Source organism: Hoyosella altamirensis (genome assembly GCF_014191505.1).
In the GTDB taxonomy this organism is placed as follows: Bacteria; Actinomycetota; Actinomycetes; order Mycobacteriales; family Mycobacteriaceae; genus Hoyosella; species Hoyosella altamirensis.
On sequence record NZ_JACHWS010000003.1, the window covers coordinates 597,882 to 622,696 of the forward strand.

The window sequence follows — 24,815 nt, forward strand, 5'->3', positions numbered from 1 at the left end:
CTGGGATTTGGAGGAGCGATGACCGTCTTGGCGCCGAGGACATCTCGCGACACGACACCGGACCCTCGAGATCCTTTGGACCGGCTAGAACGGTTCTTCGATCCGGGTTCGGTCAGCCTCCTTCACCCCCGCGACAACTCCGGCGTGCTCGCAGCAGTGGGACTCGTCGATGGTGTCCGCGCAATTGCCTATTGCACCGACGGCACGATCATGGGCGGCGCGATGGGTATCGACGGCTGTGCCCACATCGTCTCGGCTATCGACGCCGCAATTTCCGAAAAACTGCCGGTCGTTGGGCTATGGCACTCCGGCGGTGCACGCCTAGCCGAAGGGGTTGAGGCGCTTCACGCAGTCGGACGCGTCTTCGAAGCAATGGTGCGCGCTTCCGGCACTGTCCCCCAGATCTCCGTGGTCCTCGGACCTGCAGCCGGTGGCGCAGCTTACGGCCCGGCCCTTACGGACGTCGTCATCATGGCCCCGGATAGCAGGGTCTTCGTCACCGGACCCGACGTTGTCCGTTCGGTGACGGGCGAGCAAGTCGATATGGCTTCGCTCGGCGGTCCCGAGACTCACACGCGGAAGTCGGGTGTCGCGCACATAGCTGCGGCCGACGAAACTGACGCGATGGCCCAGGCTCGCAGCCTCGTTTCCCTGCTCGCCGACCAGGGCGAATTCGACCTCGCTGCTGCCAAGCACGAGGACTCTGACCTCAAAGCTTTACTCCCCGAATCGAACCGTCGCGCGTACGACATTCATCCCGTCATCCGGCAGTTGCTCGACAGCGTGGACACCGGACTCGAGGGAACGGAGTTGTCGACGTTCATCGAGTTGCAGGCCAAGTGGGCACCGAATATTGTCGTCGGTTTTGGTCGCCTGGCCGGCCGCACGGTCGGTGTACTCGCGAACAACCCGCTACGTATGGGCGGCTGTCTCAACTCGGAGAGCGCGGAGAAAGCCTCCCGATTCGTGCGCATGTGCGACGCTTTCGGCGTCCCCATGGTCGTGCTGGTCGACGTGCCGGGCTACCTCCCTGGCGTCAGCCAGGAGTGGGAAGGTGTGGTGCGCCGCGGCGCGAAACTCCTTCATTCATTCGCGGAGTCCGTGGTTCCTCGCGTCACCCTTGTAGTGCGGAAGGCGTACGGGGGCGCATACATTGCAATGAACTCCCGTGCGCTTGGTGCGACGAAGGTGTTCGCCTGGCCGGACAGCGAAGTTGCTGTCATGGGGGCGAAAGCGGCCGTCGGCATCCTGCACAAGCGCGCCCTTGCCGCCGCGGGGACCGACGAAGAGCGCGAAGCGCTGCACGAACGGCTCGCTGACGAGCACGAGCGTATCGCCGGTGGTGTCGGCCGGGCTATGGATATCGGCGTCGTGGACGAAATCATCGACCCCAGCGAAACCCGCAGCCGGATCGCCCAGGCAATAGCCGAGGCTCCTGCCCGCCGGGGCAACCACAAGAATATTCCGCTGTGATCGAGCCTCTCAGCCCACGCGTCGCGTCACCCAGGTAACCTCGGCTCCCTCCCCGACCGCGCGGTACGGCTCCAGATCGTCATCCCACGCACTCCCCAGTTCGTTGTGCAGGACAGTCGCCAGATCTTCTGGGCGTGCCGCCAGAAGTGCCTTCAGCCGCATTTCACCGATCAGGGTGTCACCATTGGCGCTCATCGTCCCGCGCCAGAGCCCGAGTTCCGGTGTGTGGCAGAAACGTTCGCCATCGACACCTTCGCTGGGGTCTTCAGTGACCTCGAAACGCAGCCCCGGCCACGCGGCGAGCGCGTTGGCCAGCCGCCCTCCGGTCCCCACGGGACCCACCCAGTTGATCGTGGCGCGCATATTGCCATCCGCCACTGGTTGCGGTGACCAGCGCACGCGCGCGCGACAACCAAGCGTCGCCGCAACCACCCAGTCCACATGCGCGCAGACAGCGTTAGGTGATGCGTGCAAGTACACGACACCTGTCGTCGCGTCAGATACCTGACACAAACCCGACACTTAAGCACCTCCGGTTATCTGGAACAGACGAGGAACGTCTTCCCCAAACGGTCCTCAGTCCAGCCGGTGGTACCCGCTCGCCCTTCGCCCCTGCCATGTGACAGCTGTTAGCGAAGTGCTTGCTGATGCAAGATAGTCTGCCGTGACTTTGCGAATCGCGCTAGTCTTTCGATGAAAATTCGTTACAAGTCTGAGATTTCACTGAGGATATCGTCACTCAGTTCAGGCCATAAAGGCTTTGCCCAGTCGCCGAAGTCGCGGTCGGTCAGAACAACGGTCGCGACTCGCACCGCCGGGTCCACCCAAAGAAATGTTCCTGATTGACCGAAATGACCGAACGTCTCAGCAGAGTTTTCCGATCCAGTCCAGTGCGGCGATTTGTTGCCACGAATCTCGAAACCGAGACCCCAATCATTCGGACGTTGCATCCCGTACCCCGGCACGATGCCGTCCAGATCTGGAAACTGCACAGCCGTTGCCGCACTCAGTGTTTCGGACGCGAGGAACCTCGGTTCGAGTAACTCCTCCGCGAACCGCGCCAAGTCGTCAACCGTCGAGACCGCCCCATGCCCTGCAGGACCGTCCAGTGCAGTTGATTCCATTCCCAGCGGTTCGAACACGCCCAGACGCAGATATTCGGGAAATTCAATACTGGTCTTCGATTCAATTAGTTCCGCGAGAACCTCGAAACCGGAACTCGAGTAAATTCGCTTTGTCGCAAGTTTCGCTTGAGTGCGCTTTTCGCCAAATGCCAGGCCGGAGGCATGGGCAAGTAAATGGCGCACTGTCGAGCCTTCTGGTCCGGCCTCATCATCGAGCCCGATCGCCCCTTCCTCGACGGCGATCAGTGCGCCGTAGGCGACGAGGAGTTTCGTTACCGAGGCAAGCGCGAAGAGCCGGTCCGTAGGCCCCGTACTCGCCAGCGTCCCCTGCGGCGAAACTACCGCTGCCGAGACGTGCGAGACGGGCCACGAACCGAGCTTCTCCAGAGATTGCACAGAGTGAAGCCTAGCCGCCCATGGGGTTCGCTGGCATGAGAGGCAACTCTGGCTGTGGGGCGAAGAGGTCGAAGTACATGCCGCCTGCGATCAGCAGGCCGATCACGCCGAGTGCGACACCAGCCCAGGCCAGCGCCCGCACCCACGTGCGCTCATCCTTGCGCGCGGCCAGCATGCCCACCAGAACTGCACCGACGAGCGCGGCAACCAGCGCGAACGCACCATTCACGAGCGCCGTCATATTCCACGGGGCTCCGTAAATGGCGTCGATCTCGTCCCCCGCGACACCGGTCGCCGCGTCGATCTGACCTAGCAGATCCTGCCGGGACCGCATCATGTCGGCGAGTGGGGTACCGACGACGGAGGCCAGCCCAAGGCCCACGCTGACTACAGCGCCCGCTCCCGTCGCAGTTCCCCCGCCGGAAGTGGATTTAGGCGGACTTTGTGGCGTCCGTGCCTCCACTTCACTGTCGGTCTTGTCGTCAACGAACTCTAAGCTACTCGTCTTGTCTGAAGTCATCGGCCGCGAGTGTAGGGGGAGAACTTAAGACGACAATAAGCGAGTGGAATCGGCATTGCCCCCACCACTCGTGCAGAGAAACGGATGTCATCGCGCGAGTTTTTGGTGCACTTCTCAGCACGAGTGCGCATCGGCGCCGAACCTTCGTCGTAGGCTGACCCTCACACGCGGCGGACGGAGGTTGAGGTGGCTCAGGTGATGGTGGCCGAGGTGATGGCCGAGTTGGCTGCGCTTGAGGACCCGAAGGTCCGCGCGGTGAACGAAAGGCACGGTGACGATCACGGCGTGAACCTCACCAAACTGCGCGCGCTCGCCAAGCAGCTCAAGACCCAGCAGGAACTTTCACAAGAGCTTTGGGAGACCGGCGACACCGCGGCAAGGCTGCTGGCGATCCTGATCTGCCGCCCCAAAGCATTCGACCGGGACGCGTTAGACACGATGCTTCGTCAAGCACGGCTACCCAAGGTTCAGGACTGGCTCGTCAACTACGTCGTGAAGAAGAACCCTCATGTCGAAGCCCTGCGCCAGACCTGGTGCGCTGACCCCGATCCGATCGTCGCAAGTGCGGGATGGGCGCTGACCACCGAACGGGTGGCGAAGAAACCCGAAGGTCTCAACCTTCCGGGGCTGCTCGACACCATCGAGGCGGAGATGAAGGACGCTCCCGATCGCTTGCAGTGGGCAATGAATCACTGCCTGGCCCAGATCGGCATCGACCATGCCGAGCACCGCGACCGCGCAATCAGCATCGGCGAGCGCCTTGAGGTTCTCAAGGACTACCCGACGCCCCCGAACTGCACGTCACCGTACGCGCCGACTTGGATCACCGAAATCGTCCGCCGCCAGCATGGCGAGTGAGGAGCTTGAGTGGGGCGGGCGGGGCTCGAACCCGCGACCAGCGGATTATGAGTCCGCAACACACTGTTCAGGCGTGTACGTGGATGCCTGACTTTGTTGGGTTTAGCTGCATAGACAGTCCGTGCCCGTCTGTCGGATTCCGTGAGCGTCCGAGTTGAGTTGTGACATCCTCGTGACACCAAGGCAGGAAAGACGCCGACTGCGCCCCGTGCGCAATAAGGTTCCCGTATGGAGGTTCTAGTCAGTCTGGTCGCGCTGGTCGTGGCATTGGTAGCTCTCGTCATCGCGCACCGTGACCATCGGCTCGCCCGCACAAAGGGGGGCGGACATGGGCTGTCTGTGACATTGAACATCGGCACGTCATATGTGACACCCAATGCAAGCGGTCAGCCGGTTGAACGTAAATCCGCCACGCTTCGTCTGCGAGCCGATGGCCCTGGAGTCTGGCATGACCTAAGCGTCTACATTGGCACTCTCCAAACACCCGTGTTCAAAGCGGTCAGATATGACTGCCATAGTGCCCCCTGGCAATGGGAGGTGCGCCTGGTCAAATCAGACTACGAAAACGCTTGGTACATGGTTACCTGGCTCGCTCCCCACCTCGAAGGACTGCGGTCAGAGGCGATGCGCAGCAGAATTGACGGCACAATGCAGGCAGAGAACTGGTACTGGCACAACTTCTACCGTCTACGACTCTGGTATAACGCTCAGAAATTTGTCCCGCGTCGCTGCAAGCCATTACCACTCGGCGGATGGCGGACAGTCAAAGAGACTCGGGTGCCCAGCCACCAGGGGCCAAAAATACCTGAATATCACATCACCCCCCACGGCCCCCTGTAGCACCAACCCAAACCCCTGTGGACTTTCGCGCTGCTCTGTCCTTGAGCCACAGGCCCTGGGAGGAAACAACAAGGGGGCGGTGAACGATGGCCCTGAGGTCCACGACGGCCCCCTTGGAAAAAACGAATAGGGGTTGCTCGCCTATGCCGTAAACGGCGAAATAACGCAGGTCACGGGAACCTCCCCAGGGGGGAGGGGGGAGTTCAGGGGGAGGACTCGCCTATGCCGTGAGGGGCGGAGAAAAGGCCCTCGACGGTACCCTCCCCTACCTCTTCATGCGACTGCGATCACGTTGAGTAGCGGGTGTGTTGGGTCGATGGATCGCAATGCTTCTTCAAGTTCTTTGATGCCGTGGGGGGCGAATCGGTGGGGTCGGGGGGTGCTTGCCTCCCCCTGGGTGGGTGTGACTCGGTGCCGTGCACGTGCCCAGCGCGGGTTTTCCGTAGCTAGTTGGTGGGTGTGAGGTCGTTGGCGATGCCGAGTGTGGTGCTGCGGATCGCGTTGTTGGCGTTGTGTGTTTCGCGTTCGCGGCGCGTGGTCTGCTGTTGCCGGATAGCTTCTACTCGCTGCTGGTAGTCGTCGAGGGTGGCGAGTTCGAGGGTGTGTCCGGCGTGGATGACGTTCTCGGCTTTCGGGTTGGGGCCGAGTTGTTCGAGCTGGCTTGCTGTGAGGTCGGCGATGATGAGTGCGTGTGTCCCGGGTGTGATGCGGACGGTGTTGGTGGCGAGTGCGCACATGCTCCATGTCTCGGTGATTTTGGATGCGCGTTCGGCTGCGGCTTTCGCTTCTCCCCACGTGGACATTTGTGAGGGTTGCAGCTGGTGGATTTGGTTGGCGTCGCTGAGGTTGAGGCCGGGGATCGTGTCGCGGGCGGTGTTGATGGTGCGGTCAGCGTCGGCTACTGCTTTGGTCCATACCTTGATGAGTGTGGGCAGGTGTTTGCGTAGGACTATTACGCGCTGCTGTTCGGCGTGTTGTTGGAGCAGCGCCGACCAGTTGAGCGCTTTCAGGCTTTCTCTGAGTGTTGCGCGTTGCACGAGGGTGTCGGTGAGGGGGTCGCGCTGTTCGAGGAAAGCGGCGGCGAGGGCTGCGGACAGTTCGGTCTTGTCGATCGCTGGGAGTGCGGCTTTGTCGAGTTCGTCGAGTTGGGTCATTGCTGCGGTGAGGGCGCTGGGGATTTTGTATCCGTGTTGTTCGGCGTAGCGGGTGGCGAAGTTGTAGGCGGTGCTGGCGGCGATTGCGTTGAGGTCCATTACTGCTCCTTGGGGATCGTGATGGGTGCGGGGCTGCTGCGGTTGAGGCTGACGGGGTTGGTGATGCACTCGGCGAAGGTGATGGCGAGTGCGGCGGCGGCGACGGTTTTGGTTCGTTCGATGCTTGTTCCGTGGGCGTGCTGCTTGAGTACTTCGAGGACGCGGTCTTCGTCGCCGGCGACGGTGGAGAGTGCGCGGATTAAGCGTTCGGCGTCGTGCTGCAGCTTCGGGGGGAGATTCTGCATCTCAACTCCACGTTGTGGGTTCGTCGTTGAAGAGTTGTCTGATGAACGCTGTTTCCCCTGTGTCTGTGGGCGGTGGCGGGTTGTTGCCTTCGCGGGGTGCGTGATTGCCCTCAGTAGTGCTTAGGGCATCGGGTTCGGTTTGGTGTTCTTGGGGGAACAGTGACCGGACGGCTTCGAGGTTGCGCCGGTAGTCGCTGTCGAGCGATTCGCGTAGGAATTGTTCGCGTTCGTCGGGGTCGAGGGCGGCGAGGTAGTCGGCTGCGGCTCGGCGGTGCTCATCGGTCATGTTCGTCCTTCGAGGTGTTCGGCAAGTGCGTGCCTATCGACGGTCCATCGGCCCTTGACCTTGCGGCCCCCGATTCGTGGTGCGAGGCGGCGGGCGTGGCGAGCGCTGACGCCAAGCTGTTCAGCCGCGGCAGCGAGTGGGATCGGGTCATGAGGGGTAGTTTCGTCGCCTGGTGGTTTTCGGTCGTCCGTGTGTCCTGACGTGAGGTGAAGGAGCCTGGTCAGCGTGGGTGATGCGGGTAGTCCGTTGCGTTTGCGGGCACGTATGGCGACTTCGATGGCGTAGCGCAGGGTGTTGAGGTCGTGGCCGGTGACGATCACGGCGTGTTCTATGCGCGCCGCGGGCATGGCTTTTTTCTCTGCATGGCGAGCATGAGTGCTTCCCCGAATTTGTCGGCGACGGTTCGAGGTTTCCGCGCAGGGGTGCGGGGTGGTTTCATGGCGTCTCGGTTCCTTCGAGTACGTCGTTGAGGCGGTCGGCGAGTGCGTGTGCTTCCCCGGCTGTGAGTACGTAGGCGGTTTCGCCGATTCGGAGGAGGACGCCGCGTTGATGTGCGGGGTGAACGGTCCAGTGCAAGCGCCGGGGTAGTCGTTTCATGCTGTGCCGCGGTTGGCTAGGTTTTCGAGTTGAGTCAGCGCGCTGGCTAGTTCGCTGTCGTAGATGTCCGCTAGGGGTTTCAGCCATTCCGTGTATGCCCGAAGCAAGTGGACATCGATCTTTTGCAGTTCAACGGCATCGAGAATCTGAGGCATGGTGCAGTCGTCGAGCTTCTTGCCGAGGTATTCAACGGTGATGCTGTTGAGGGCGGTTCGTTCGTCAGGGGTCATGCTGCTGGTTCCGTCTTCGGGCGCCCTGGTGGCCGTTCGTAGTTTCGGCCTGCCCATATCCCCGTCTTTTCGCCGTCGGGGAGTTCACTGGCCACCTGGTCACACGCAGCCAGCACGGGGCACGTGCTGCATTCGCTTGCCGCCCATTGCAGCCGTGCTCGGCGCTGCGGTTCGGGCTCGTCATCTATCAGGGAGTCGAACAAGGGCGCCTTGCCTGCGCAGCGGGCATCGGTGAGGCGACGGTCGATGAGGTTCGCGAGCACGGCGGGCAGGTCCGGTTTGGGTGGCTGCTTCCCTGTTCCCCGCCACAGCCTCATGACTCACCCCCGAGGGCTTGGTTAGCGCGGTCAGTGCGGGACACGTACGCGGGGGGTGTGGGGTGCGGGTCGTGGATCGGGCAGCGGCGGCGTTCGGGCGGGGTGTGTTCGCGCCAGCGCCAGCAGCACGACGGGTCGGTGCAGCGGTGCAGTTTCTCATTGGGCACGGCGGGACCGTCCTTTCCTTCGGGGCCGCTTGGGCTGGGTGAAGCAGGCGAGGCACAGGACGCCGCGGCGGGAATGGATGACGACGACTCGTTGCGTGCGGCACTCGGTGCATACGGGCTGTTGGTATACGGTCACTGGCTGCTCCTCGTCGAGCCGTTGCGAGCCACGAAGGCTTGCGCGTTAGCGAAGGAAGCGAAATATGCGAAAGAAGTCGCTCCGGTGGGAATGGGCAAGGCCGCTGATTCGGGCATGTGCTTCGCTGTCACTGAGAGGCTTCGCTGTCATGGAAGATGTGCACGTCCTGTCGCCAGTCGATCGCTTCGACGTTGCCCGTTGAGTCGGTATCAAGCGGCAGCACACTGCCGTCGCCCATGACGCCCCACCCGACTAGCGGGGAAGTAACGGGTTGTCCGCCTTCGGTACCGGCGGGCCACCGGATGTTCCATCCCGGGGCTGGGATCGCTGAGATGACGGTGAGTCCGGGGTGTTCACCGGACGTCTCGATGCCGAAGAATCCGTCAACGTCAGTCGCTGGTATGAGGTACTTAGCTCGGTCACTGAACACAAGAGGCTCGCCTTCGCTGCTCCATGCGATGACCTTCTTTACAAATCTGGGCTGTTTCTCACTTCGGAATATCGCGATCGAGTCGGTGGTGTCGGGGATCATGGACGCTGTCCTTATGGTCAGGCGAGGGACTGGTGGTTGAGTTTCTCGGCGATGCACTGCCCGCACTTCTTAGCGCGGGGTTTGCCGTGGCGGCATTGCTCGGGGTCGTTGTCGATGCACTTGCCGCATAACTCGCCGTTGGTGTGCCATGCCTCAAACGCGTCGGTGAGGTCCTTGCCGCACGTGGCGCAGCCGGATCGGCGGGCGGGGGCTGTCTCGTTAACAGGGGTCTGCGAGTTAGCGAAAGAAGCGAAATATGCGAAAGAAGTCGCTCCGGTGGGGTTCGGGGAGGGGTTTAGTTCGCTTTCTTCGCTTAATTCGCTGTCGCGCACGCCGCCGTTGGTGGCTCGGTACCACGCAGAAGGGCGGCCACGGCCAGTCGACAAACGGAACATTTCAACTGTTCCTGCCTCCACAAGATCGTTCAGCAGTTCGTCGAGCACGTCTGCCTTCAGGTGGCGTGAGAACAAAGCGGAAATGTCGCTCCGTGATAGCCCCTCATGACCGGCATCGGCTAAGGCCCGGTTGATGCGGTCCAGACGGGGATCGACGGCCATACCAGCGAGCACGTACTTCGCTGACTCGATCGAGAACCGGACCAGCGCCGCCGCGGCGGTCAGGTGGGGTTCGAGTATCTGACTGCCGCCCTCTAACGCGGCGTACAGCGCGGCAATACGAAGGCAGTAAGGGGCCGCTCGTTCCGTGAACTCAATCCACGCGCCGTCACCTTCAACGTCGGCGATGCCGGTGAACTCGTCGTAGAGCTCTTCCCAGAGCCGACGCGTTGCTGGGTCACCGGTCGCGACGCTGATACCCCCGAGGTTGCGTGCCTCGCACACAGCCTCAGAGAGACTGCCGGCAAGGTCATTGATGCGGGCAGTGTCGGGCCACGGTGGGAAGGCGAGTTTCTTCGACCGTTCGATGTAGACCGGCAAGTACCGGTTGTAGGTTCCCCCGGCCATGTCGGAGTCAGCCAGCCTCAGACGGAACTCGCGGGGGGTGATATGCCCAATGATCCCGACGTGGCTTGTTGAGGCTTTGGATTTCTTCCGGTTGAGTGTGGATAGTCGGCCCCCGTCCCATGCCTGACGGAGTATCTGCGCGAGCGTCGATCCTTCCCGCTTGGCGCGGGCCATGACGGAGGCGAATTCCGGTTCGAGGACGTACAGCCGTTTGTCTTCCGTGCCGCCCGGATCGTTCTCGTCGAGGGTGTCGCGGATACGTTCTATGACTCCCTCCCCGGATGAGAGCCCAGATTCGGTCAGCGCGGGCAGTTCGAGCGGGAACGCGGTCTCGACGTAGCGGGCAGCGACGTTGGTTGCGGAACCTTTGCGCCCTGATCCGGTGCGCCCAAACAGCAAAGGCCAGATCAGGAGGGGATGCCGCTCGTAGCCGATGCGCAGCCAGGTGCTGGGGCCGACTACCACACCGACCTGGCAGAGCAGTGACGTGTAGATGCCGATGGGGTCGGCTTCGGTAGCGGGTAATGCGGAGCGGGTGATTTCACCGAGGATGCCGTGGAGGATGCGTTCGTCGTACGCAGGGACTTGCGGTCTCTCGCGTGGCGTGCTGGTCACGCGGCCCTCCTTCGTCGTTCTGCGATCTCGTGCGCTATTTGCCCCCAGGTGAACGCCACTAGACCGGCATCGGCTTCGCTGCGGCTGCCTGCCGACCACTTCCGGGGATCGTCGTCGTCGAGTTCACGCCACGCTCTCGTACCGGCGCGGGGCACGTTGACTGGTGCTGCCGCGGGGGCTTCGCCCCCTTGCCACGGAATCGTGTTGTTACGATGAGCGTGACCCGTGGTGATGTGCGGGTGTGTGATGTGAGCGTGCGCCCTGGGGGCCGGTCCTGGGGCGTCGCTTCTGTTACCGGAGGTCATTCAAAGCGCTCCCCTCGCTGAATCGACGACACGGCTCGCGATTGTCGCTACCTCGAAAATGTGGGCCTGTACGGTCACCATTCGGGGCTCCACTCACGAGCACGGCGGGCAAGGTCGATGAGGTCGGCGGCGAACTGCTCAAGCTCCGCTGGGTCGGTGACTTCCGCGTACTCGGCAACGAATGCACAATCGGTGATCTCGCCGCTAGGCGCGTATTGGATACCGGCGTAGGTTGCCCACAGATCGCGCCTCTCTGGGGTGCTGAGAATCGTGACGTTGCGATACACGTTGCCGTCGAACTCAGCGCCCCATTCACCAACATCAACAACATTGCGCGGGGTGGGCACGTTCTTCGTGGCCCTGTTGATGAAAACGCGTTCTTTCGCGTGGATGAGTAAAGCTCGGGCAGCTTCGTCGTCTGTGCTGTGCTCGGTCCGAACAGCGTCGGCGAGGTCCATGATTTCGGTCATGTCCCCGGGGGTGAGTTCGTCAAGAATCTCAGCGGGCAGTTGAATGTTGCTCATTTACTTGCTCCTTCGCGTGTGATGTGGCTGGGTCATCGGTTGGTGCGGCAGCCGCGCCAAAGCCGAGTCAGTCCGTGCGAGCGGGACGGGCGTCTAGACACGCTGTAGCCGACGCATTCGATAACGCCGTCACGGGCAGCGACCGCGAACAAAGCACCCCAACGGCCCGGGTGGTCTGGGTCGGGTGTGCCATGCTCGGTGAGGTCGAACGTCTCAAACGGCCTGCCCTGCGCGGCGAGGTGCTCAAGGGCGTGGCGGGCGGTATTCCACCACCAGGAATCGTGGTTCTTGATGGCGTCGGCCAGCTGACGTTGATCGCCGCCGGTCACCGTGTTTCGCCCTGTCGTTCGATCCATTCGGTGAGGGCATCGGAAGGTATGAACCGCCGTCGTCCAATCTTTATCGAGGAAAGTTCTCCCTCAGACATCAGGACATACAGATGACTGCGGCTGATCCCGCCTAGCGCGGCGCAAGCTTCGGGCACTGCAAGCAAGTGCGTGTAGGTCTTCATTTCCACTCCTTTTGGTGCTGTCACAGCACCTTGATTATCACGACTGTACCTAGATCGGTGCTGCACCAGCGACAGTAGCGCATGGTGCTGGATAGCCGCAACCAATCACGGACACTGCCCTGATATGGTGCTGTAATGCAACCACCAGAGCAGGTTTGGGCCGACTGGGAGAGAAACGCCCTAGAACAACTCGCGGAAGGGCTACGCCGAGCACGTAAACGCGCCGGTTTGTCACAGCGGGCCTTGGCAGACCACGCGTGCATCGATCGCGGAATTATCGCGAACATCGAGTCTGGCACCGGTCGAATTACGGAACTACCTAAACTCGCGGTCCTAGTCCGCCTCGCGTGGGCTCTAGAAACAAGTCCAGCGGAGTTGCTCTACCCTCCCAACCAGAGAGAAGTGGCGGTTTACCTCAACTACCGCGCCGCGCCGCTGATTGCTGCCGAATGGCTACACAAGTCGAAGAGCTTCCGACTAATGGCTGATGCGTGGCTCACTGAAACTCAACTAACCGATGGATTTGCGGACATCCACGACACTTTCAGGAAGATCAAGGCCGATTCGGCAGACTTCAGCCGAGTTGGCTTCACGACACGAATTCGACACCTTCAGGAGGACATTGACCACCTAATCGACGTGAAGAACCAGTTGCCTGAAGAAGACGTTGCCGACGTCGGGGAACTTTCAGTAGAGCGCCTAAGAGAATTGCGGGATGGCCTGCGCAACCTGCAACTCGAGTTCTTCGAGTTGGTTGCCGATGAGGGCACCCATCGCCCCGAGCGGAGGCATCGTCATGGCTAGGCAGCAGTTGCCACCACAAATACGCAAGATCACGGTCACCGATCGACGCACTAGCAAGAAAGTACCTCGTTATCAGGTGACAGTTGATACGGGGACCAATGACGAGGGCAGACGGAAGCAGACACGCAAGCGCTTCACGACAGAGAAGGACGCCCGAGATTACCTAGCTTCAACACAAGCTGCGGTTGCGGCGGGAACCTATGTGTCGCGCAGTAAGCGGACTGTGCGACAGGCCATTGATGAGTGGTTAGCGAGTAAGCACAATCTGAAGGCGTCGACGCTGCGCGGGCATCAGTCGAAGCTGTCAGCCGTCACCGACGAACTCGGCAACGTCGAGGTTCAAAGGCTGTCGAAGGCAAACCTTGACGACCTAGTGAGACGGCTTCGCGCTGGCGAGGTTGAAGGCCGCTCGGCCTGGTCTCCCCGATCCGTGAACTACATGCTGTCCATCCTGACGTCCGCTCTGGAGTCTGAGGTACAGCAGGGCAACGTAGCGCGCAACGTCGCCGCGCTAGTCGAGCGTGTCGACCAGTCGGGCCGCACCGAGATGAAGACGTTGACCGAAGGCCAGATGTTCCGCATTCTCGATCACGAGTGTGAAGATCGGCACCTGTGGGCGCTCGCGCTGTACGGGTTGCGGCGTGGTGAGATCGCGGGCCTCCGCTGGTCGAAGGTCGATTTGAAGGCCGGGGCAGTGACTATCGATGAGACAAAAGTTGTCGTTGAACGTGAAGTACTTGTCGGTACTCCAAAGTCGAAACGATCACGCCGGACACTGCCCATGCCTGCTGACGTCATAGAGGTTTTGAGGGCGGCACGGAAGCGGCAACTCGAAGATCGCATGATCGCAGGGTCGACGTACGGGAGCGGCGAATACGTTGCCAGCGACCAGCTTGGGCAGCCGTTGCACCCTGACGCGATCACGTCCCGGTGGGAGAAACTGTTGAAGGTTCTCGGCATCCCTGCCGTGCGGCTGCATGACGCCAGGCACTCATGCGCGACGCTGATGCATCTTCGCGGTGTACCGATCGCGGTCATTGCGGCGTGGCTCGGTCATGCGTCGGCTGCGTTCACGATGGCGACCTACGCGCATTCGCAAGATGACGCTCTGAAGGCCGCTGCAAGTAGTTTTGGTCGAGTTGTGACAACTCGTGACACTGAGACCGGTTCGGATGCCTGAGTTAGCGCGATATTAGGGCTTCTACCTGCACTTATTGAGTGGGGCGGGCGGGGCTCGAACCCGCGACCAGCGGATTATGAGTCCGCGGCTCTAACCGACTGAGCTACCGCCCCTGGGCAGAACTACCATACACAGCATTAAGGCCCTCCGCCGCAGGGTGGAGGGCCTGTTATGGCTCCTCCGGCTGGACTCGAACCAGCAACCGTCCGATTAACAGTCGGATGCTCTGCCAATTGAGCTACGGAGGAATGCCCTGGCCCGCGAACGGGCCTTGCCGACTTTAGCGCATCCTCCCCCACTTTTGCCAAATCGAGAGGAAGCACCAAGTGCTGTGTCACTAGCGCGCTGCGCGGCAACCTGAGGCAAGATGGAACATGCATCAACCGTTGGTCCCGAGGATTCGAGCCGGGGAGGCTTTCGCTCATGATTGGTCTGTTAGTCGGCGTCGCTGCCGGGTACGTTCTGGGTACCCGCGCGGGACGTGAACGTTTCGAACAGATCAGCCGGACGGCCCGTACCGTCGCGACCAGTCCGGCCACGAAGAAAGCGATCGAAGTTGGTCGCCAGAAGCTCTCCGATGCACTGAGCACCACACCGAGGCTCGAGCGGATCGCTGATATCGACGACAGCACATCGGTTTATGCGCCGCATGAGGCGGCACGCGGCCAGGCGAACGTCAACGGGGCGCGGCGCTAACGCCTGCTAGACGAGTCCGCCCTCTGCCCCGTCGCCAACCGCCTTGTGCAGCAGACTGCGCCTGTACTCTTCCAGCGCAACTAGATCGCCGAACAGCGCGTGGTACTCGGCGGGATCTTCGCTCGGCGACATTCGCTGCAGCCTGGACTTAAGGTCAGCGACCTGACGCCCCACCCATACTTCCTGCAAGCGCGCGAGCACACCGCCGATATACCGCGGCACACTGGCTTCCTCCACCGGCATGGATTCCACCGCGAGTTCCGACACGAGCGATCTGAGCGGACCGTCATCGTCGAGTTCCCGCATTACCAGCTCAATCCACGATGCGCCGCCGTGCCCGCTGCCAGTACCTCCAGCGTCGGCCATGGCTCGGCGGATACGGAGATATGCCGGGTGCCGGAACGATTCGTCTGGCAGCGAATCGAACACCGTACCGGCGATACCTGGGTATTGGAGCCCTGCCTTGAGCGCCTCGCGCTCCGGCCAGACCGAGGGGTCACGTGGATCGGGCCGGGCTGCCGCGCCGCTCTTGCCGTTGCGCTTGGCTTGCGCCGGCCCCTGCGCCGCACCACCGCTGTGTTGCTGCGCGTACTCCCGGACCCGCTGCCGTACCTGCGCTTCCTTCTCCCAGCCGACCCAGTCGGCGAGTTGCTTTGCGTAATCATCACGCAGGGCAGTGTCCTTGATCTTGGCTACCACGGGCACAGCCCGCCGCAGCGCCTCAACCCTTCCCTCCGAGGTCTCGAGGTCATGCTCCCCAAGTATCGAGCGAACCACGAAGGCGAAGAGCGGACTCCGGCGCGCTACCAGGTCGCGCACCGCCGCATCTCCGCGCTCCACCCGCAGATCGCAGGGGTCCATCCCCGCAGGCGCGACCGCGACGAAAGTCTTGCCTGCGACTTTCTGATCACCCTCGAACGCTTTGAGCGCTGCCTTCTGGCCTGCTTCGTCCCCGTCGAATGTGAAGATCACTTCCCCGCGGAAGTAACTGTCGTCCATGAGCAACCGGCGCAGGAGCCCGACGTGCTCGTCACCAAAAGCCGTACCGCACGCAGCCACTGCGGTCGTCACGCCTGCGAGATGCATCGCCATCACGTCGGTGTAACCCTCGACGATCACGACCTGGTGCGACTTCGCTATTTCACGCTTGGCGAGATCAAGGCCGAACAGCACCTGCGATTTTTTGTAGAGCACGGTCTCGGGTGTGTTCAGGTACTTGGCCTGCTGAACGTCGTCGTCGAACAACCGTCGCGCACCGAAACCAATCACATCGCCGGACAGGTTCCGGATCGGCCACAACAGCCGCCGGTGAAAGCGATCGATGGGGCCGCGTTTGCCCTGCTTCGACAGTCCTGCTGCTTCGAGTTCTTTGAATTCGAAGCCCTGTGTCAACAGGTGCTTGGTCAGGCTGTCCCACCCACTGGGCGCGTAGCCGCAACCGAACTGGACCGCGGCCGCACCATCGAAATGGCGTTCCTTGAGGTACTGGCGCGCCACCTCCGCTTCAGGGGTGGAGAGCTGGCGCGCGTAGAACTGCTGGGCGGCAGCGTTAGCAGCAACAAGCCGTGTGCGGGTTCCGCGATCCCGCTGTACGGATGTACCGCCGCCTTCATAGGTGATGCGGTATCCGGAGCGGTCTGCGAGCTGTTCCACCGCTTCAGCGAAACTGATGTGCTCGATCTTTTGCAGGAAGCTGTAGACGTCGCCACCCTCGCCACAGCCGAAACAGTGGAAGTGCCCGTGGCTCGGCCGCACATGGAAGGAGGGAGTCTTTTCGTCGTGGAAGGGACACAGCCCCTTCATCGACGTTCCGGCGCGGCGAAGCGAAACATACTCACCTACGAGTTCATCGATGGGTACGCGGTCGCGGATTGCCGCGATGTCTCGTTCAGGAATACGGCCAGCCACGCGACGAGTCTACGACGTCTAGGAGCCTTCAGCCCCAGGCTGCCTGTGCTCCCCTGCTCGCGCGGTCGAGTCGTTCGAGGCGACTCTCGGTGTATGACGCGATCTGATCGACCACGACGCGGGTGCGCTGGGCATCTGACTGTGCCTGCTCCCAGAATGGCACGAAGATCGCATCAAGCTCACCTGGTGATGTGTGCAGCAGATATTGCGCGACTCGGTGGATTCGGTCACGCTCCCTTTCCTGCTTCGAGCGGTGCGCGGGGTCCGAGAAAACGAATCTAAGTGCGATTGTTTTGAGGATCGCAACCTCAGATTCGACTATCTGCGGGATGTGGAGATCGCAGTCGTAGCGTGCGACCCGCACCGCGCCGCATGAAGCGCGTGTAGCAGCGATCGCGGCCGAGGCGAATCGGCCCACCAGCTCACTGGTAAGTCTTTTGAGTGCGACAGAACTGTCAAGCGTGCCATCGAAAGTCCCAACCGCCTTGACCACCGGCAGCGCGGACAAACGCTGGGCCGCCTCGATCAGGATCGCGTCGTCGATGTCTTTGAACTCCCGGTGCCCCACCGCGGCGAGTTCGCGCTGTTCCGCTGGGTCAGCGAGCGCTCTCAGGTCGAGCCGGCCTTCGATCACACCGTCCTCGACGTCATGAACCGAGTACGCGACATCGTCGGCCCAGTCCATGATTTGCGCTTCAAGGCACTTCTGTTTGCCGGGTGCACCGTGCCGGAGCCAAGCCAGAACATGGGCATCATCGTCGTAGGCGCCGAACTTGGAACCTGGAGCCGGGCGCGTCCAGGGGTATTTCGTGGCCGCGTCGAGCGCCGCGCGTGTGAGATTGAGACCTACGCTCTCGCCGGCCGGGTCGAGAAGCTTGGGTTCCAGCCTGGTTAAGATCCGCAGGTTCTGCGCGTTTCCTTCGAAGCCGCCGCACTCGGCCGCAACCTCATTGAGGGCCCGTTCTCCGTTGTGTCCGTAAGGCGGGTGCCCGATATCGTGTGCGAGCCCGGCGAGGTCGACCAGGTCAGGATCGCAGCCCAGCCCGTCGGCAATTCCGCGGCCGATCTGCGCGACCTCAAGCGAATGGGTGAGTCGCGTACGCGGCGTATCGCCTTCCTGCGGCCCGACAACCTGTGTTTTGTCGGCGAGGCGGCGAAACGCAGCAGAATGCAGGACGCGGGCGCGGTCCCGGCTGTAGGAGCTCCGGTGCTGTGACGAAGCTCCTTCCAGGAGGGAGTTTTTGCCCCCTTCGGGCACACGCCGCTCCGCGTCGTGGTCGGTGTAAAGAGAGCCGCGCTCAATCATGTGCGTTCGCTTCTATGAGTCAGAGGCCAGGTACGTTCCGTAGTTCGTTCGATGAGTGGGTGAATTGGTAGTAAAGCAGAGCCGCGGTCTCACGCGCGATTCCACGGAATTGCGACTCTCTGGTCAGCACCGCAGGCCCGGAACGCGAAGGGGCCGTCGTCGCCTGCAATCCCGCGTCGTTAGCCATCACGCGGGTGCGCAGTGAATGCCACGGATCCGTGGTGATCACGACAGAGGAAAGCCCGAGGCCGCTGAGTTCGCGCGAAATGGCACGCACGCTTTCCAGCGTGTCAGCGCCCTCTTCGACAGCGAGCACATCAGCGGCTGGGATACCCGTGGACTCCAGATACGACTTGCCAGCGGCGGCCTCAGTGAACACGTCACCCACCTGCTTGCCGCCCACAGTCACTATCAGTGGAGCGACGCCCTCTTCATAGAGCGCTGCCGCCTGATCAAGCCGAGATCTGAACACATCAGACGGGACACCGTTGTACTGCGCCGCCCCAAGAACCGCAATGGCGTCGACGGGTGAGTAGTCGTTCACTCGCGCGACCTGCCACACTCGCGCGGCGGTACCAGCGACGAGCACGATAGCTATCAGGACCACACCGATGAGCAAACGGCTCACCCAGCGCCCGACCACCGCGACCACACATTCCCCCATCTCCCGGCTTTACTCGGGCGCAAGGCCTTGCGCCCTGTACCAGTGTGCCAGCAGTTCGACCACTGCCCTCAATGCCTGGCCTCCATGACTCCGCTAGATTCGGAGCATGCACCCTGGTGGATCAGATAGGCGAACGATGGGCAGGCGACCGGGTCGCACCGCCTTCGCCGCAGTTATGTTCATGCTTGCCGCGCTGTTCCTGGGAGTTCCCGCTACCTCGGTCGCAGAGCCACCCCTGCGCCTTGATGATCGCATCGTTGACAACGTCGGAGCGCTATCGGCCGGCGACATGGAACGGATTCGCCCTGAGTTCGATGAGCTTTACGACGATCGGCGAATCCGCCTCTGGGTGGTGTACACGGATACCTTCATGGGTTTTGATGGCCAGACGTGGACCGACGCCACGTCCGCCATCAGTGGTTTCGGCGACAACGACGTCCTTCTCGCTGTCGCAGTAACCGACCGGCAATACTTCCTCAATCTGCCGGATTCGATGACAGCCATTTCAGGTTCGGAGGAACGCGCAATCCTGCGGGACGATATTGAGCCCGCGCTGTCGGATGACCTGTGGGCTGACGCGGCGATCGGCGCTGCCAACGGTCTTGCGCGCGCTGCCGCACCGTCAACGTCGAGCCCGGTGCCAGTGTTGATTGTTCTGGGCGGAATCGCGGGCTTCATCGTTTTCCTCGTGGTGCGCTCTAAACGCCGCGCAACGCGAATTCATGCTCGCAATGTCGCGTCACTCGACAGCATCGACCTCACGGACCGTGCCGCGCTCGCTCAGGTGCCTGCGTCAGCGCTGGACACAAAATCGAAGGCGATGCTGGTTGAGACCGATGATGCGATACGTACCAGCGAAGAAGAACTTGCGCGCGCCCGGGACGAATTCGGAGATAGCTCGGTTTCCCAGTTCACGCAGGCTCTGACCAGTGCGAAACGAGCCCTTGGCCGTGCGTTCGAGATTCGTCAACGTCTCGATGACGCGATCCCAGAAACGCCGCCGCAGCGCCATCAGATGCTTGTCGATCTCATAGCGACCTGCGCGACGGCCGACAGAGATCTCGACGCACAAGTTGAGGCATTCGACGCGAAGCGCAACCTGCTCATCTCCGCTCCCGAGCGCCTCGATTCACTCACTCAGGACGTAGTCGCCGTGACGGTACGCATTCCGGAAGCGGAGCGCGCGCTCGAGTCACTTCGCGCACAGTTCGCACCGTCGGTGCTTGGCGCGATCGAAAAGAACCCGTCGCTTGCAAAAGATCACGTCACTCTGGCTGAGGAAACGATATCCGAGGCGCGTCGCGCGCTCAGCCGCGGTGACTCCGCCAATGTGATCGCGTCTCTGCGTGCTGCGGAGGCTGCGGTCAGTCAGGCACGTGAGCTAGTCGAAGGTGTTGCACACGCGGAAACCGATATTCGGTCAGCCATCACGCGCCTCCCAGCGGCAATGGCCGACCTTGAAAAGGACATTGAGCGTGCCCGCCAGCTCGCCAATGCAGGCGGTTCCGAACTTAACGCTGCGCGCGCTGCGGCCGAGGAGGCATTGGTGAAGGCGCGTGACGCCCGGGAATCTGATCCTCTTGGGAGTTTCCATCACATCGTCGAAGCGGACGCTGCACTCGATGAGCTGCTAGCGAGGGCGCAAGAAGCGTCCGAACGCGAACAGCACGCTCGGCGGACGCTGGCGAACGACCTATCCGCCGCTGATGCTCACATCACGGCAGCGCGTGACTTCATCTCGACTCGGCGCGGCGCCATCGGAGCGGAGCCGCGCACGAGGTTGTCGGAAGCGGAACGCCACGCTGGGTATGCGCGCCACATCGCTACCTCTGACCCGGTTACCGCACTCGAGCACGCTCGTGCGGCAGTGAAACTCGCACAGCAAGCGCTCTCCTATGCGCGCAGTGAGGTGTCGTCCTGGGAATCGCAGCAGCGCACCAACTTTGCGAACGTGGGGCAGACGGGCGGTGGCCCTGGGTCGATGACCAACGTCGTGGTTGGCGGGATGCTCGGCGGTATCCTGATGGACGCAATGCGCAGTGGCAGTGGTTCGCGCCATCGGAGCAGCGGTTTTGGTACAACACGCCGCGGATCGACAGGTGGCTTCAGCACTGGCCGGTCATCCAGCGCCCGCCGATCGTCGACCGTCCGGTCGCGTTCCTTTGGCGGGCCCCGCAGCTCAGGCCGGCGAGGCGGCGGCGGACGCTTCTGAAGGCGCCCAAAAAAGGCCAAACACCGCGAGTCCCGGCCACACACCCTTTGCTGGCGGTGTGTGGTCCCTACTCGCGGTGTGCGGTGGACCAGAGCCTTAAACGCCGATCAGGTGTTTTGCGAGGTATCCCTCTACCTGGTCGATGGCGATGCGTTCCTGGCTCATCGAATCACGTTCGCGGACCGTCACGGCGTGGTCATCGAGAGTGTCGAAGTCGACGGTGATGCAGAACGGGGTACCGATTTCGTCCTGGCGCCGATAGCGGCGGCCGATTGCGCCTGCGTCGTCGAACTCGACGTTCCAATGCTGCCGCAGACGCGCCGCGAGATCTTTCGCCTTCGGTGTGAGGTCGGCATTCCGGCTCAGTGGCAGCACCGCCGCCTTGACGGGTGCAAGCCGCCGGTCGAGACGCAAGACGACACGCGTGTCGACGCCGCCCTTCGCGTTCGGCGCCTCATCCTCTGAGTACGCGTCCACCAGGAACGCCATGAGTGATCTCGTGAGGCCCGCTGCGGGCTCGATAACGTACGGCGTATAGCGGCTGCCGGTCGTCTGGTCGTAGTAGGACAGCTCGACGCCGGAATGCTTGGCATGCGTAGAGAGGTCGAAGTCGGTGCGGTTTGCAACACCCTCGAGTTCACCCCAGCCGCTGCCGTGGAAGCCGAACATGTACTCGATGTCGACGGTGCGCTTCGAGTAGTGCGACAGCTTATCCTTCGGGTGCTCGAACAACCGCAGGTTATCGGGGTTGATACCGAGTTCGGTGTACCAAGAGAAGCGGTAGTCAATCCAGTACTGGTGCCAATCTTCGTCCGTGCCCGGCTCGACGAAGAACTCCATTTCCATCTGCTCGAATTCGCGAGTCCGGAAGATGAAGTTGCCGGGGGTGATCTCGTTGCGGAAGCTCTTGCCGATCTGGCCGATGCCGAAGGGTGGCTTCTTGCGCGCGGTGGTCATGACGTTCGCGAAGTTCACGAAGATGCCCTGGGCCGTCTCAGGCCGCAGGTAGTGCAGACCCTCTTCGTCGTCCACCGGCCCAAGGAAAGTCTTCATTAGTCCGGAGAATGCGCGCGGTTCCGTCCAGTTGCCCGGCTGCCCGGTGTCGGGATCAGAGATGTCCGCGAGCCCATTGGCGGGCGGCTTGCCGTGCTTCGCCTCGTACGCTTCGAGAAGGTGGTCGGCGCGATACCGCTTGTGGGTGTAGAGGGATTCGACAAGAGGGTCGGTGAAGACTTCGACGTGGCCGGACGCTTCCCAGACCTGACGCGGGAGGATGACGGACGAGTCCAGTCCGACGACATCGTCGCGGCTGGTGACCATGTTGCGCCACCACTGCTTCTTGATGTTGTCTTTCAGCTCGACACCCAGCGGACCATAGTCCCAGGCGGAGCGCGTGCCACCATAGATTTCGCCGCACGGGAAAACTAGCCCGCGGCGCTTGCAGAGGTTGACGACCGTGTCGATGCGGTTGGACTTGCCTGCCACTGAAGGAGCACTCCATCTCGTCGATTAGGTAATTCTGGGTTCCCAGCCGAAGTCAGTGTAGGCGGACTCACGCGCGTACGGTAAACCGGCGCCTGGCCGCACCGGCTGAGCAACACGCCACCCTCATCGTTGACATGCGCATCAATGCATACAACAATGGATATTGTTTCCATTTTCGACAAGGAGAGCGCCGTTCTGAACACCCCTGGCGTAACATCCGGTGACCCCACCGCTGAGCCGCTGCATGTGCAGTCAGCACGCCCCGACCACAGAGACCGGGCAATTCCGCCCGCGCCGATGCCACCGCAGCGATCCCTGATCGCTGCGGGCGAGCTGCTGCGCGCCCTTGCCGCGCCAGTCCGGATCGCGATCGTGCTGCAATTGCGCGAGTCCGAGCGCTGCGTACATGAGCTCGTCGATGCCCTGGGGGTTACGCAGCCGCTGATCAGTCAGCACCTTCGGGTTCTGAAGTCCGCTGGTGTCGTCCACGGGGAAAGGGCGGGACGCGAGGTGCTCTATAGCCTCGTGGACGATCACCTTGCCCACATCGTTGCCGACGCCGTCGCACACGCCGAGGAGGAATAAGTATGTCCGCGCCCGCAGGATCTCAACGCAAGCGTCCCTCACCGGCGATCGGAGTCCGCTCAACCCGGCAGCGCTCTGCCGTGACAGCGCTGCTAAACGACGTCGAAGAGTTCCGTTCCGCCCAGGACATACACGATGAGCTGCGCCGCCGCGGCGAAGGCATCGGGCTGACAACGGTGTATCGCACGCTGCAGTCACTGGCAGAGACCGGCGCTGTCGATGTGCTTCGTACTGACAACGGCGAAGCCGTGTACCGCAGATGCTCGTCGGGCCACCATCACCACTTGGTGTGCCGGGACTGCGGATTCACCGTCGAAATCAAGGGCGACGAGGTTGAGCGGTGGTCTCATTCGATCGCCTCAGAGAACGGTTTCACCGACATCAGTCATATCGTCGAGGTTTTCGGAATCTGCCGAGACTGCCAGCGCTCAGAGAGCGTTTAAGGCCTCACACCTCCGTACCGGCGGTCCCGCTTCGCGTATTCCACACATGCGTCCCATAGATCGCGCCGGTCGAAGTCAGGGAAAAGTTTCTCCTGAAAGACGAACTCTGCGTATGCCGACTGCCACAGCAGGAAGTTCGAAGTGCGCAGTTCGCCCGAGGGGCGGAGGAACAGGTCGACATCGGGCATGTCCGGCTCGTCGAGATGCCGCGCGAACATCGCTTCGGTAATCCGCTCGGGGTTGATTTCCCCCGCCGCTGCCTTGCGTGCGATCTCCCGCGTGGCGTCGACGATCTCAGCGCGGCCCCCGTAGTTGACGCACATCGTCAGGGTCATGACCGTGTTGTGTTTCGTCAGTTCTTCGGCGATCTCGAGTTCGCGTATGACGCTGCGCCACAGCCGCGGACGCCGGCCTGCCCATCGGACGCGTACGCCCATCTCGTTCATTTCGTCGCGGCGCCGACGGATCACATCGCGGTTGAATCCCATGAGGAAGCGGACTTCTTCTGGGCTGCGACGCCAGTTCTCTGTGGAGAAGGCGTAGGCAGATAGCCACGAAACCCCCATCTCGATGCAACCGCAGACAGTGTCCATGAGGACGGCTTCACCTTGCTTGTGTCCTTCGGTGCGCGGCAAGCCCCGCTCCTCGGCCCAGCGGCCGTTGCCGTCCATGACGAGGGCGACATGCTCCGGCACGAATTCTCGCGGCAGCTTGGGCGGTTTGGCGCCGGATGGGTGCGGGTCAGGCGGACGCACCGAACGCGCGGCTGCCTCTGCGCTGCTAGATCCCGCTCGCCAGGGGCTCCGTCGGTAATGTCGCTGTGTCACACCCTTCATCTTGCACGACTCCGGCCTGCGCATGAGGGCGGGATCGCTCAATCAGCGGGAGTGTGCGAAGCTGCCGCTCGAGGTGCCATTGAAGGTGTGCTGCAGTGAGGCCACTTGCCTGGCCACGCACCTGCGAGACTGTCTGCTCGGCGTAACCCCATTCCCCTGTCACCAAGGCGTCCATGAGGTCGAGAACCCCGGCTGAAGGCGTCGCCGCGCCCGGCGGGCGGCAATGAACACACACTGAACCCCCCGCTGCAACATGAAAAGCACGATGCGGCCCGGGCGCGCCACAGCGTGCACAGTCCCGCAGCGCGGGAGCCCAGCCTGCAAGCCCCATCGCGCGCAGCAGAAACGCATCAAGCACCAAGCCCGTTTCCCGCTGCCCCTGCCCGACCGCGCGCAGTGCACCGACCGTCAGCTGGTAGAGACGCGGAACCGGTGCGTGTTCCTCCCCAGCGAGACGCTCTGCGGTCTCGAGAATCGCGCAGCCCGTCGTATAGCGCCCGTAGTCGCAGGCGATGTCGGACGCGAACGTATTCACTGCATGGACCTGAGTGACAATGTCGAGGTTTCGGCCAGGATGAAGCAGCACGTCAACATGGTTGAAGGGCTCAAGTCGTGCACCAAACTTCGACCTGGTGCGCCTTATACCCTTCGCGACAGCACGCACGATGCCGTGGTCGCGGGTCAAGAGCGTCAGGATACGGTCAGCCTCGCCCAGCTTGTGCTGGCGCAGCACCACCGCGCAATCCCGGTACAACCTCACCCGTACAGTCTCTCACTGACCTCTGACAGTTTGCGGACTCCGCGC

The 24,815-nt window shown here is 62.2% G+C and carries 32 protein-coding genes and 3 tRNA genes; 10 read left to right on the forward strand and 25 right to left on the reverse strand.

The annotated features are described in order from the left end of the window. Positions 1 to 18 precede the first annotated feature (18 nt). The gene (locus tag FHU29_RS16835) at positions 19 to 1,473 is read left to right on the forward strand and encodes an acyl-CoA carboxylase subunit beta (RefSeq protein ID WP_064439257.1); all 1,455 of its coding nucleotides are present in this window, start codon (positions 19 to 21) and stop codon (positions 1,471 to 1,473) included. Between the two features lie 9 nt (positions 1,474 to 1,482). Here FHU29_RS16835 and FHU29_RS16840 read toward each other — a convergent pair whose 3' ends face one another. The 3 genes from FHU29_RS16840 to FHU29_RS16850 all read right to left on the reverse strand — a co-directional run bounded on the left by FHU29_RS16840 (position 1,483) and on the right by FHU29_RS16850 (position 3,513). Next, positions 1,483 to 1,995 (reverse strand): DUF3145 domain-containing protein, encoded by a 513-nt coding sequence (locus tag FHU29_RS16840; protein ID WP_064439258.1) that lies wholly within the window; start codon positions 1,993 to 1,995, stop codon positions 1,483 to 1,485. 182 nt (positions 1,996 to 2,177) lie between these two features. Then, a complete protein-coding gene (locus FHU29_RS16845) occupies positions 2,178 to 2,993 on the reverse strand; it encodes a serine hydrolase domain-containing protein (protein ID WP_064439259.1) in 816 nt (271 codons plus the stop codon). Positions 2,994 to 3,003: 10 nt separating this feature from the next. Then, positions 3,004 to 3,513 (reverse strand): hypothetical protein, encoded by a 510-nt coding sequence (locus FHU29_RS16850; RefSeq protein ID WP_157094940.1) that lies wholly within the window; start codon positions 3,511 to 3,513, stop codon positions 3,004 to 3,006. A 198-nt stretch (positions 3,514 to 3,711) separates the two neighbouring features. On the opposite strand from FHU29_RS16850, the gene FHU29_RS16855 reads away from it, so the two are divergent. Then, positions 3,712 to 4,371 (forward strand): DNA alkylation repair protein, encoded by a 660-nt coding sequence (locus FHU29_RS16855; RefSeq protein WP_198156513.1) that lies wholly within the window; start codon positions 3,712 to 3,714, stop codon positions 4,369 to 4,371. A 10-nt stretch (positions 4,372 to 4,381) separates the two neighbouring features. Here the strand turns inward: FHU29_RS16855 and FHU29_RS16860 are convergent. After that, positions 4,382 to 4,469, reverse strand: a tRNA-Met gene (locus FHU29_RS16860). Positions 4,470 to 4,599: 130 nt separating this feature from the next. Between FHU29_RS16860 and FHU29_RS16865 the strand changes: the two genes are divergently transcribed. Continuing rightward, on the forward strand, positions 4,600 to 5,211 hold the full coding sequence (locus FHU29_RS16865; protein ID WP_064439262.1) for a hypothetical protein: 612 nt from the start codon (positions 4,600 to 4,602) through the stop codon (positions 5,209 to 5,211). A gap of 446 nt (positions 5,212 to 5,657) precedes the next feature. Here the strand turns inward: FHU29_RS16865 and FHU29_RS16870 are convergent, their stop codons facing one another. From FHU29_RS16870 to FHU29_RS16900, 7 genes are all read right to left on the reverse strand, one after another. After that, positions 5,658 to 6,464, reverse strand: coding sequence for a hypothetical protein (locus FHU29_RS16870; RefSeq protein ID WP_064439263.1), 807 nt, complete (start codon positions 6,462 to 6,464; stop codon positions 5,658 to 5,660). After that, a complete protein-coding gene (locus FHU29_RS16875) occupies positions 6,464 to 6,709 on the reverse strand; it encodes a hypothetical protein (RefSeq protein WP_064439264.1) in 246 nt (81 codons plus the stop codon). The genes FHU29_RS16870 and FHU29_RS16875 overlap by 1 nt, the downstream gene beginning before the upstream one ends. A gap of 1 nt (position 6,710) precedes the next feature. Continuing rightward, positions 6,711 to 6,995 carry a hypothetical protein gene (locus tag FHU29_RS16880; protein ID WP_064439265.1) on the reverse strand — a complete coding sequence of 95 codons (285 nt, stop codon included), beginning with the start codon at positions 6,993 to 6,995 and terminating at the stop codon, positions 6,711 to 6,713. Then, positions 6,992 to 7,342: a MerR family transcriptional regulator gene (locus tag FHU29_RS16885; RefSeq protein ID WP_064439266.1), complete on the reverse strand. Its 351-nt coding sequence runs from the start codon at positions 7,340 to 7,342 to the stop codon at positions 6,992 to 6,994. The genes FHU29_RS16880 and FHU29_RS16885 overlap by 4 nt, the downstream gene beginning before the upstream one ends. An 88-nt stretch (positions 7,343 to 7,430) precedes the next feature. Continuing rightward, positions 7,431 to 7,592 (reverse strand): hypothetical protein, encoded by a 162-nt coding sequence (locus tag FHU29_RS16890; RefSeq protein ID WP_157094941.1) that lies wholly within the window; start codon positions 7,590 to 7,592, stop codon positions 7,431 to 7,433. Next, complete coding sequence (locus FHU29_RS16895) at positions 7,589 to 7,822, reverse strand: hypothetical protein (RefSeq protein WP_064439267.1); 234 nt, start codon at positions 7,820 to 7,822, stop codon at positions 7,589 to 7,591. The genes FHU29_RS16890 and FHU29_RS16895 overlap by 4 nt, the downstream gene beginning before the upstream one ends. Further along, on the reverse strand, positions 7,819 to 8,139 hold the full coding sequence (locus FHU29_RS16900) for a WhiB family transcriptional regulator (protein WP_064439268.1): 321 nt from the start codon (positions 8,137 to 8,139) through the stop codon (positions 7,819 to 7,821). The genes FHU29_RS16895 and FHU29_RS16900 overlap by 4 nt, the downstream gene beginning before the upstream one ends. 71 nt (positions 8,140 to 8,210) lie before the next feature. Between FHU29_RS16900 and FHU29_RS16905 the strand changes: the two genes are divergently transcribed. Next, positions 8,211 to 8,348 carry a hypothetical protein gene (locus FHU29_RS16905; RefSeq protein ID WP_183377594.1) on the forward strand — a complete coding sequence of 46 codons (138 nt, stop codon included), beginning with the start codon at positions 8,211 to 8,213 and terminating at the stop codon, positions 8,346 to 8,348. A 221-nt stretch (positions 8,349 to 8,569) separates the two neighbouring features. On the opposite strand, the gene FHU29_RS16910 is transcribed toward FHU29_RS16905, so the two are convergent. The 6 genes from FHU29_RS16910 to FHU29_RS16935 form a co-directional block, all read right to left on the reverse strand. Next, entirely contained in the window at positions 8,570 to 8,974 is a 405-nt protein-coding gene (locus FHU29_RS16910; protein WP_064439269.1) for a hypothetical protein, read from the reverse strand. Positions 8,975 to 8,991: 17 nt separating this feature from the next. Further along, positions 8,992 to 10,551 (reverse strand): DUF3987 domain-containing protein, encoded by a 1,560-nt coding sequence (locus FHU29_RS16915; RefSeq protein ID WP_064439270.1) that lies wholly within the window; start codon positions 10,549 to 10,551, stop codon positions 8,992 to 8,994. Next, complete coding sequence (locus tag FHU29_RS16920; RefSeq protein WP_064439271.1) at positions 10,548 to 10,856, reverse strand: DUF2742 domain-containing protein; 309 nt, start codon at positions 10,854 to 10,856, stop codon at positions 10,548 to 10,550. Before FHU29_RS16920 ends, FHU29_RS16915 begins: the two co-directional genes overlap by 4 nt. A 74-nt stretch (positions 10,857 to 10,930) precedes the next feature. After that, a complete protein-coding gene (locus tag FHU29_RS16925) occupies positions 10,931 to 11,380 on the reverse strand; it encodes a hypothetical protein (RefSeq protein WP_064439272.1) in 450 nt (149 codons plus the stop codon). Positions 11,381 to 11,412: 32 nt separating this feature from the next. After that, positions 11,413 to 11,736 (reverse strand): hypothetical protein, encoded by a 324-nt coding sequence (locus FHU29_RS16930; RefSeq protein ID WP_157094942.1) that lies wholly within the window; start codon positions 11,734 to 11,736, stop codon positions 11,413 to 11,415. After that, a complete protein-coding gene (locus tag FHU29_RS16935) occupies positions 11,706 to 11,891 on the reverse strand; it encodes a helix-turn-helix domain-containing protein (protein ID WP_064439274.1) in 186 nt (61 codons plus the stop codon). Before FHU29_RS16935 ends, FHU29_RS16930 begins: the two co-directional genes overlap by 31 nt. 135 nt (positions 11,892 to 12,026) lie before the next feature. Between FHU29_RS16935 and FHU29_RS16940 the strand changes: the two genes are divergently transcribed. Then, positions 12,027 to 12,695 (forward strand): helix-turn-helix domain-containing protein, encoded by a 669-nt coding sequence (locus FHU29_RS16940; protein ID WP_064439275.1) that lies wholly within the window; start codon positions 12,027 to 12,029, stop codon positions 12,693 to 12,695. Then, complete coding sequence (locus tag FHU29_RS16945) at positions 12,688 to 13,875, forward strand: tyrosine-type recombinase/integrase (protein ID WP_064439276.1); 1,188 nt, start codon at positions 12,688 to 12,690, stop codon at positions 13,873 to 13,875. The genes FHU29_RS16940 and FHU29_RS16945 overlap by 8 nt, the downstream gene beginning before the upstream one ends. 39 nt (positions 13,876 to 13,914) lie before the next feature. Here FHU29_RS16945 and FHU29_RS16950 read toward each other — a convergent pair. After that, positions 13,915 to 13,988, reverse strand: a tRNA-Ile gene (locus tag FHU29_RS16950). Between the two features lie 59 nt (positions 13,989 to 14,047). After that, positions 14,048 to 14,123 (reverse strand) — tRNA-Asn (locus FHU29_RS16955). Positions 14,124 to 14,298: 175 nt separating this feature from the next. Between FHU29_RS16955 and FHU29_RS16960 the strand changes: the two genes are divergently transcribed. Then, on the forward strand, positions 14,299 to 14,571 hold the full coding sequence (locus tag FHU29_RS16960; protein WP_064439277.1) for a hypothetical protein: 273 nt from the start codon (positions 14,299 to 14,301) through the stop codon (positions 14,569 to 14,571). Between the two features lie 6 nt (positions 14,572 to 14,577). On the opposite strand, the gene dnaG is transcribed toward FHU29_RS16960, so the two are convergent. From dnaG to FHU29_RS16975, 3 genes are read right to left on the reverse strand one after another with little or no spacing between them, the layout of a single operon-like run. Continuing rightward, positions 14,578 to 16,479, reverse strand: coding sequence for a DNA primase (dnaG, locus tag FHU29_RS16965; protein WP_064439278.1), 1,902 nt, complete (start codon positions 16,477 to 16,479; stop codon positions 14,578 to 14,580). A 28-nt stretch (positions 16,480 to 16,507) separates the two neighbouring features. Beyond that, complete coding sequence (locus FHU29_RS16970) at positions 16,508 to 17,785, reverse strand: deoxyguanosinetriphosphate triphosphohydrolase (protein WP_064439279.1); 1,278 nt, start codon at positions 17,783 to 17,785, stop codon at positions 16,508 to 16,510. A gap of 19 nt (positions 17,786 to 17,804) precedes the next feature. After that, positions 17,805 to 18,449 carry a YdcF family protein gene (locus FHU29_RS16975; protein ID WP_064439280.1) on the reverse strand — a complete coding sequence of 215 codons (645 nt, stop codon included), beginning with the start codon at positions 18,447 to 18,449 and terminating at the stop codon, positions 17,805 to 17,807. Between the two features lie 136 nt (positions 18,450 to 18,585). Between FHU29_RS16975 and FHU29_RS16980 the strand changes: the two genes are divergently transcribed. Next, on the forward strand, positions 18,586 to 20,661 hold the full coding sequence (locus FHU29_RS16980; protein ID WP_074390757.1) for a TPM domain-containing protein: 2,076 nt from the start codon (positions 18,586 to 18,588) through the stop codon (positions 20,659 to 20,661). 96 nt (positions 20,662 to 20,757) lie between these two features. Here the strand turns inward: FHU29_RS16980 and FHU29_RS16985 are convergent, their stop codons facing one another. Beyond that, a complete protein-coding gene (locus tag FHU29_RS16985; RefSeq protein WP_013806013.1) occupies positions 20,758 to 22,146 on the reverse strand; it encodes a glycine--tRNA ligase in 1,389 nt (462 codons plus the stop codon). A 297-nt stretch (positions 22,147 to 22,443) separates the two neighbouring features. On the opposite strand from FHU29_RS16985, the gene FHU29_RS16990 reads away from it, so the two are divergent. Further along, positions 22,444 to 22,731: an ArsR/SmtB family transcription factor gene (locus FHU29_RS16990; protein ID WP_423785889.1), complete on the forward strand. Its 288-nt coding sequence runs from the start codon at positions 22,444 to 22,446 to the stop codon at positions 22,729 to 22,731. A 2-nt stretch (positions 22,732 to 22,733) separates the two neighbouring features. Next, entirely contained in the window at positions 22,734 to 23,174 is a 441-nt protein-coding gene (locus FHU29_RS16995; RefSeq protein ID WP_064439281.1) for a Fur family transcriptional regulator, read from the forward strand. Here FHU29_RS16995 and FHU29_RS17000 read toward each other — a convergent pair. Both FHU29_RS17000 and recO read right to left on the reverse strand, forming a co-directional pair. Then, the gene (locus tag FHU29_RS17000) at positions 23,171 to 24,010 is read right to left on the reverse strand and encodes an isoprenyl transferase (RefSeq protein ID WP_064439282.1); all 840 of its coding nucleotides are present in this window, start codon (positions 24,008 to 24,010) and stop codon (positions 23,171 to 23,173) included. The two genes, FHU29_RS16995 and FHU29_RS17000, sit on opposite strands and share 4 nt — an antisense overlap. Further along, positions 23,955 to 24,770 carry a DNA repair protein RecO gene (recO, locus tag FHU29_RS17005; RefSeq protein WP_074390760.1) on the reverse strand — a complete coding sequence of 272 codons (816 nt, stop codon included), beginning with the start codon at positions 24,768 to 24,770 and terminating at the stop codon, positions 23,955 to 23,957. The genes FHU29_RS17000 and recO overlap by 56 nt, the downstream gene beginning before the upstream one ends. Between the last annotated feature and the right edge of the window lie 45 nt (positions 24,771 to 24,815).

Excerpts from the sequence above, each read along its gene's own strand:
- FHU29_RS16870 (WP_064439263.1), bottom strand. The coding sequence starts at position 6,464 with ATGGACCTCAACGCAATCGCCGCCAGCACCGCCTACAACTTCGCCACC.
- FHU29_RS16920 (WP_064439271.1), bottom strand. The coding sequence starts at position 10,856 with ATGACCTCCGGTAACAGAAGCGACGCCCCAGGACCGGCCCCCAGGGCG.
- FHU29_RS16900 (WP_064439268.1), bottom strand. The coding sequence starts at position 8,139 with ATGAGGCTGTGGCGGGGAACAGGGAAGCAGCCACCCAAACCGGACCTG.
- FHU29_RS16910 (WP_064439269.1), bottom strand. The coding sequence starts at position 8,974 with ATGATCCCCGACACCACCGACTCGATCGCGATATTCCGAAGTGAGAAA.
- FHU29_RS16980 (WP_074390757.1), top strand. The coding sequence starts at position 18,586 with ATGGGCAGGCGACCGGGTCGCACCGCCTTCGCCGCAGTTATGTTCATG.
- FHU29_RS16855 (WP_198156513.1), top strand. The coding sequence starts at position 3,712 with ATGGTGGCCGAGGTGATGGCCGAGTTGGCTGCGCTTGAGGACCCGAAG.
- FHU29_RS16880 (WP_064439265.1), bottom strand. The coding sequence starts at position 6,995 with ATGACCGATGAGCACCGCCGAGCCGCAGCCGACTACCTCGCCGCCCTC.
- FHU29_RS16930 (WP_157094942.1), bottom strand. The coding sequence starts at position 11,736 with ATGGATCGAACGACAGGGCGAAACACGGTGACCGGCGGCGATCAACGT.
- FHU29_RS16945 (WP_064439276.1), top strand. The coding sequence starts at position 12,688 with ATGGCTAGGCAGCAGTTGCCACCACAAATACGCAAGATCACGGTCACC.
- FHU29_RS16885 (WP_064439266.1), bottom strand. The coding sequence starts at position 7,342 with ATGCCCGCGGCGCGCATAGAACACGCCGTGATCGTCACCGGCCACGAC.
- FHU29_RS16960 (WP_064439277.1), top strand. The coding sequence starts at position 14,299 with ATGATTGGTCTGTTAGTCGGCGTCGCTGCCGGGTACGTTCTGGGTACC.
- FHU29_RS16940 (WP_064439275.1), top strand. The coding sequence starts at position 12,027 with ATGCAACCACCAGAGCAGGTTTGGGCCGACTGGGAGAGAAACGCCCTA.
- FHU29_RS16975 (WP_064439280.1), bottom strand. The coding sequence starts at position 18,449 with ATGGGGGAATGTGTGGTCGCGGTGGTCGGGCGCTGGGTGAGCCGTTTG.
- FHU29_RS16925 (WP_064439272.1), bottom strand. The coding sequence starts at position 11,380 with ATGAGCAACATTCAACTGCCCGCTGAGATTCTTGACGAACTCACCCCC.
- FHU29_RS16995 (WP_064439281.1), top strand. The coding sequence starts at position 22,734 with ATGTCCGCGCCCGCAGGATCTCAACGCAAGCGTCCCTCACCGGCGATC.
- FHU29_RS16835 (WP_064439257.1), top strand. The coding sequence starts at position 19 with ATGACCGTCTTGGCGCCGAGGACATCTCGCGACACGACACCGGACCCT.
- FHU29_RS16935 (WP_064439274.1), bottom strand. The coding sequence starts at position 11,891 with ATGAAGACCTACACGCACTTGCTTGCAGTGCCCGAAGCTTGCGCCGCG.
- FHU29_RS16875 (WP_064439264.1), bottom strand. The coding sequence starts at position 6,709 with ATGCAGAATCTCCCCCCGAAGCTGCAGCACGACGCCGAACGCTTAATC.
- FHU29_RS16850 (WP_157094940.1), bottom strand. The coding sequence starts at position 3,513 with ATGACTTCAGACAAGACGAGTAGCTTAGAGTTCGTTGACGACAAGACC.
- FHU29_RS16895 (WP_064439267.1), bottom strand. The coding sequence starts at position 7,822 with ATGACCCCTGACGAACGAACCGCCCTCAACAGCATCACCGTTGAATAC.
- FHU29_RS16865 (WP_064439262.1), top strand. The coding sequence starts at position 4,600 with ATGGAGGTTCTAGTCAGTCTGGTCGCGCTGGTCGTGGCATTGGTAGCT.
- FHU29_RS16990 (WP_423785889.1), top strand. The coding sequence starts at position 22,444 with ATGCCACCGCAGCGATCCCTGATCGCTGCGGGCGAGCTGCTGCGCGCC.
- FHU29_RS16890 (WP_157094941.1), bottom strand. The coding sequence starts at position 7,592 with ATGAAACGACTACCCCGGCGCTTGCACTGGACCGTTCACCCCGCACAT.
- FHU29_RS17000 (WP_064439282.1), bottom strand. The coding sequence starts at position 24,010 with ATGAAGGGTGTGACACAGCGACATTACCGACGGAGCCCCTGGCGAGCG.
- FHU29_RS16970 (WP_064439279.1), bottom strand. The coding sequence starts at position 17,785 with ATGATTGAGCGCGGCTCTCTTTACACCGACCACGACGCGGAGCGGCGT.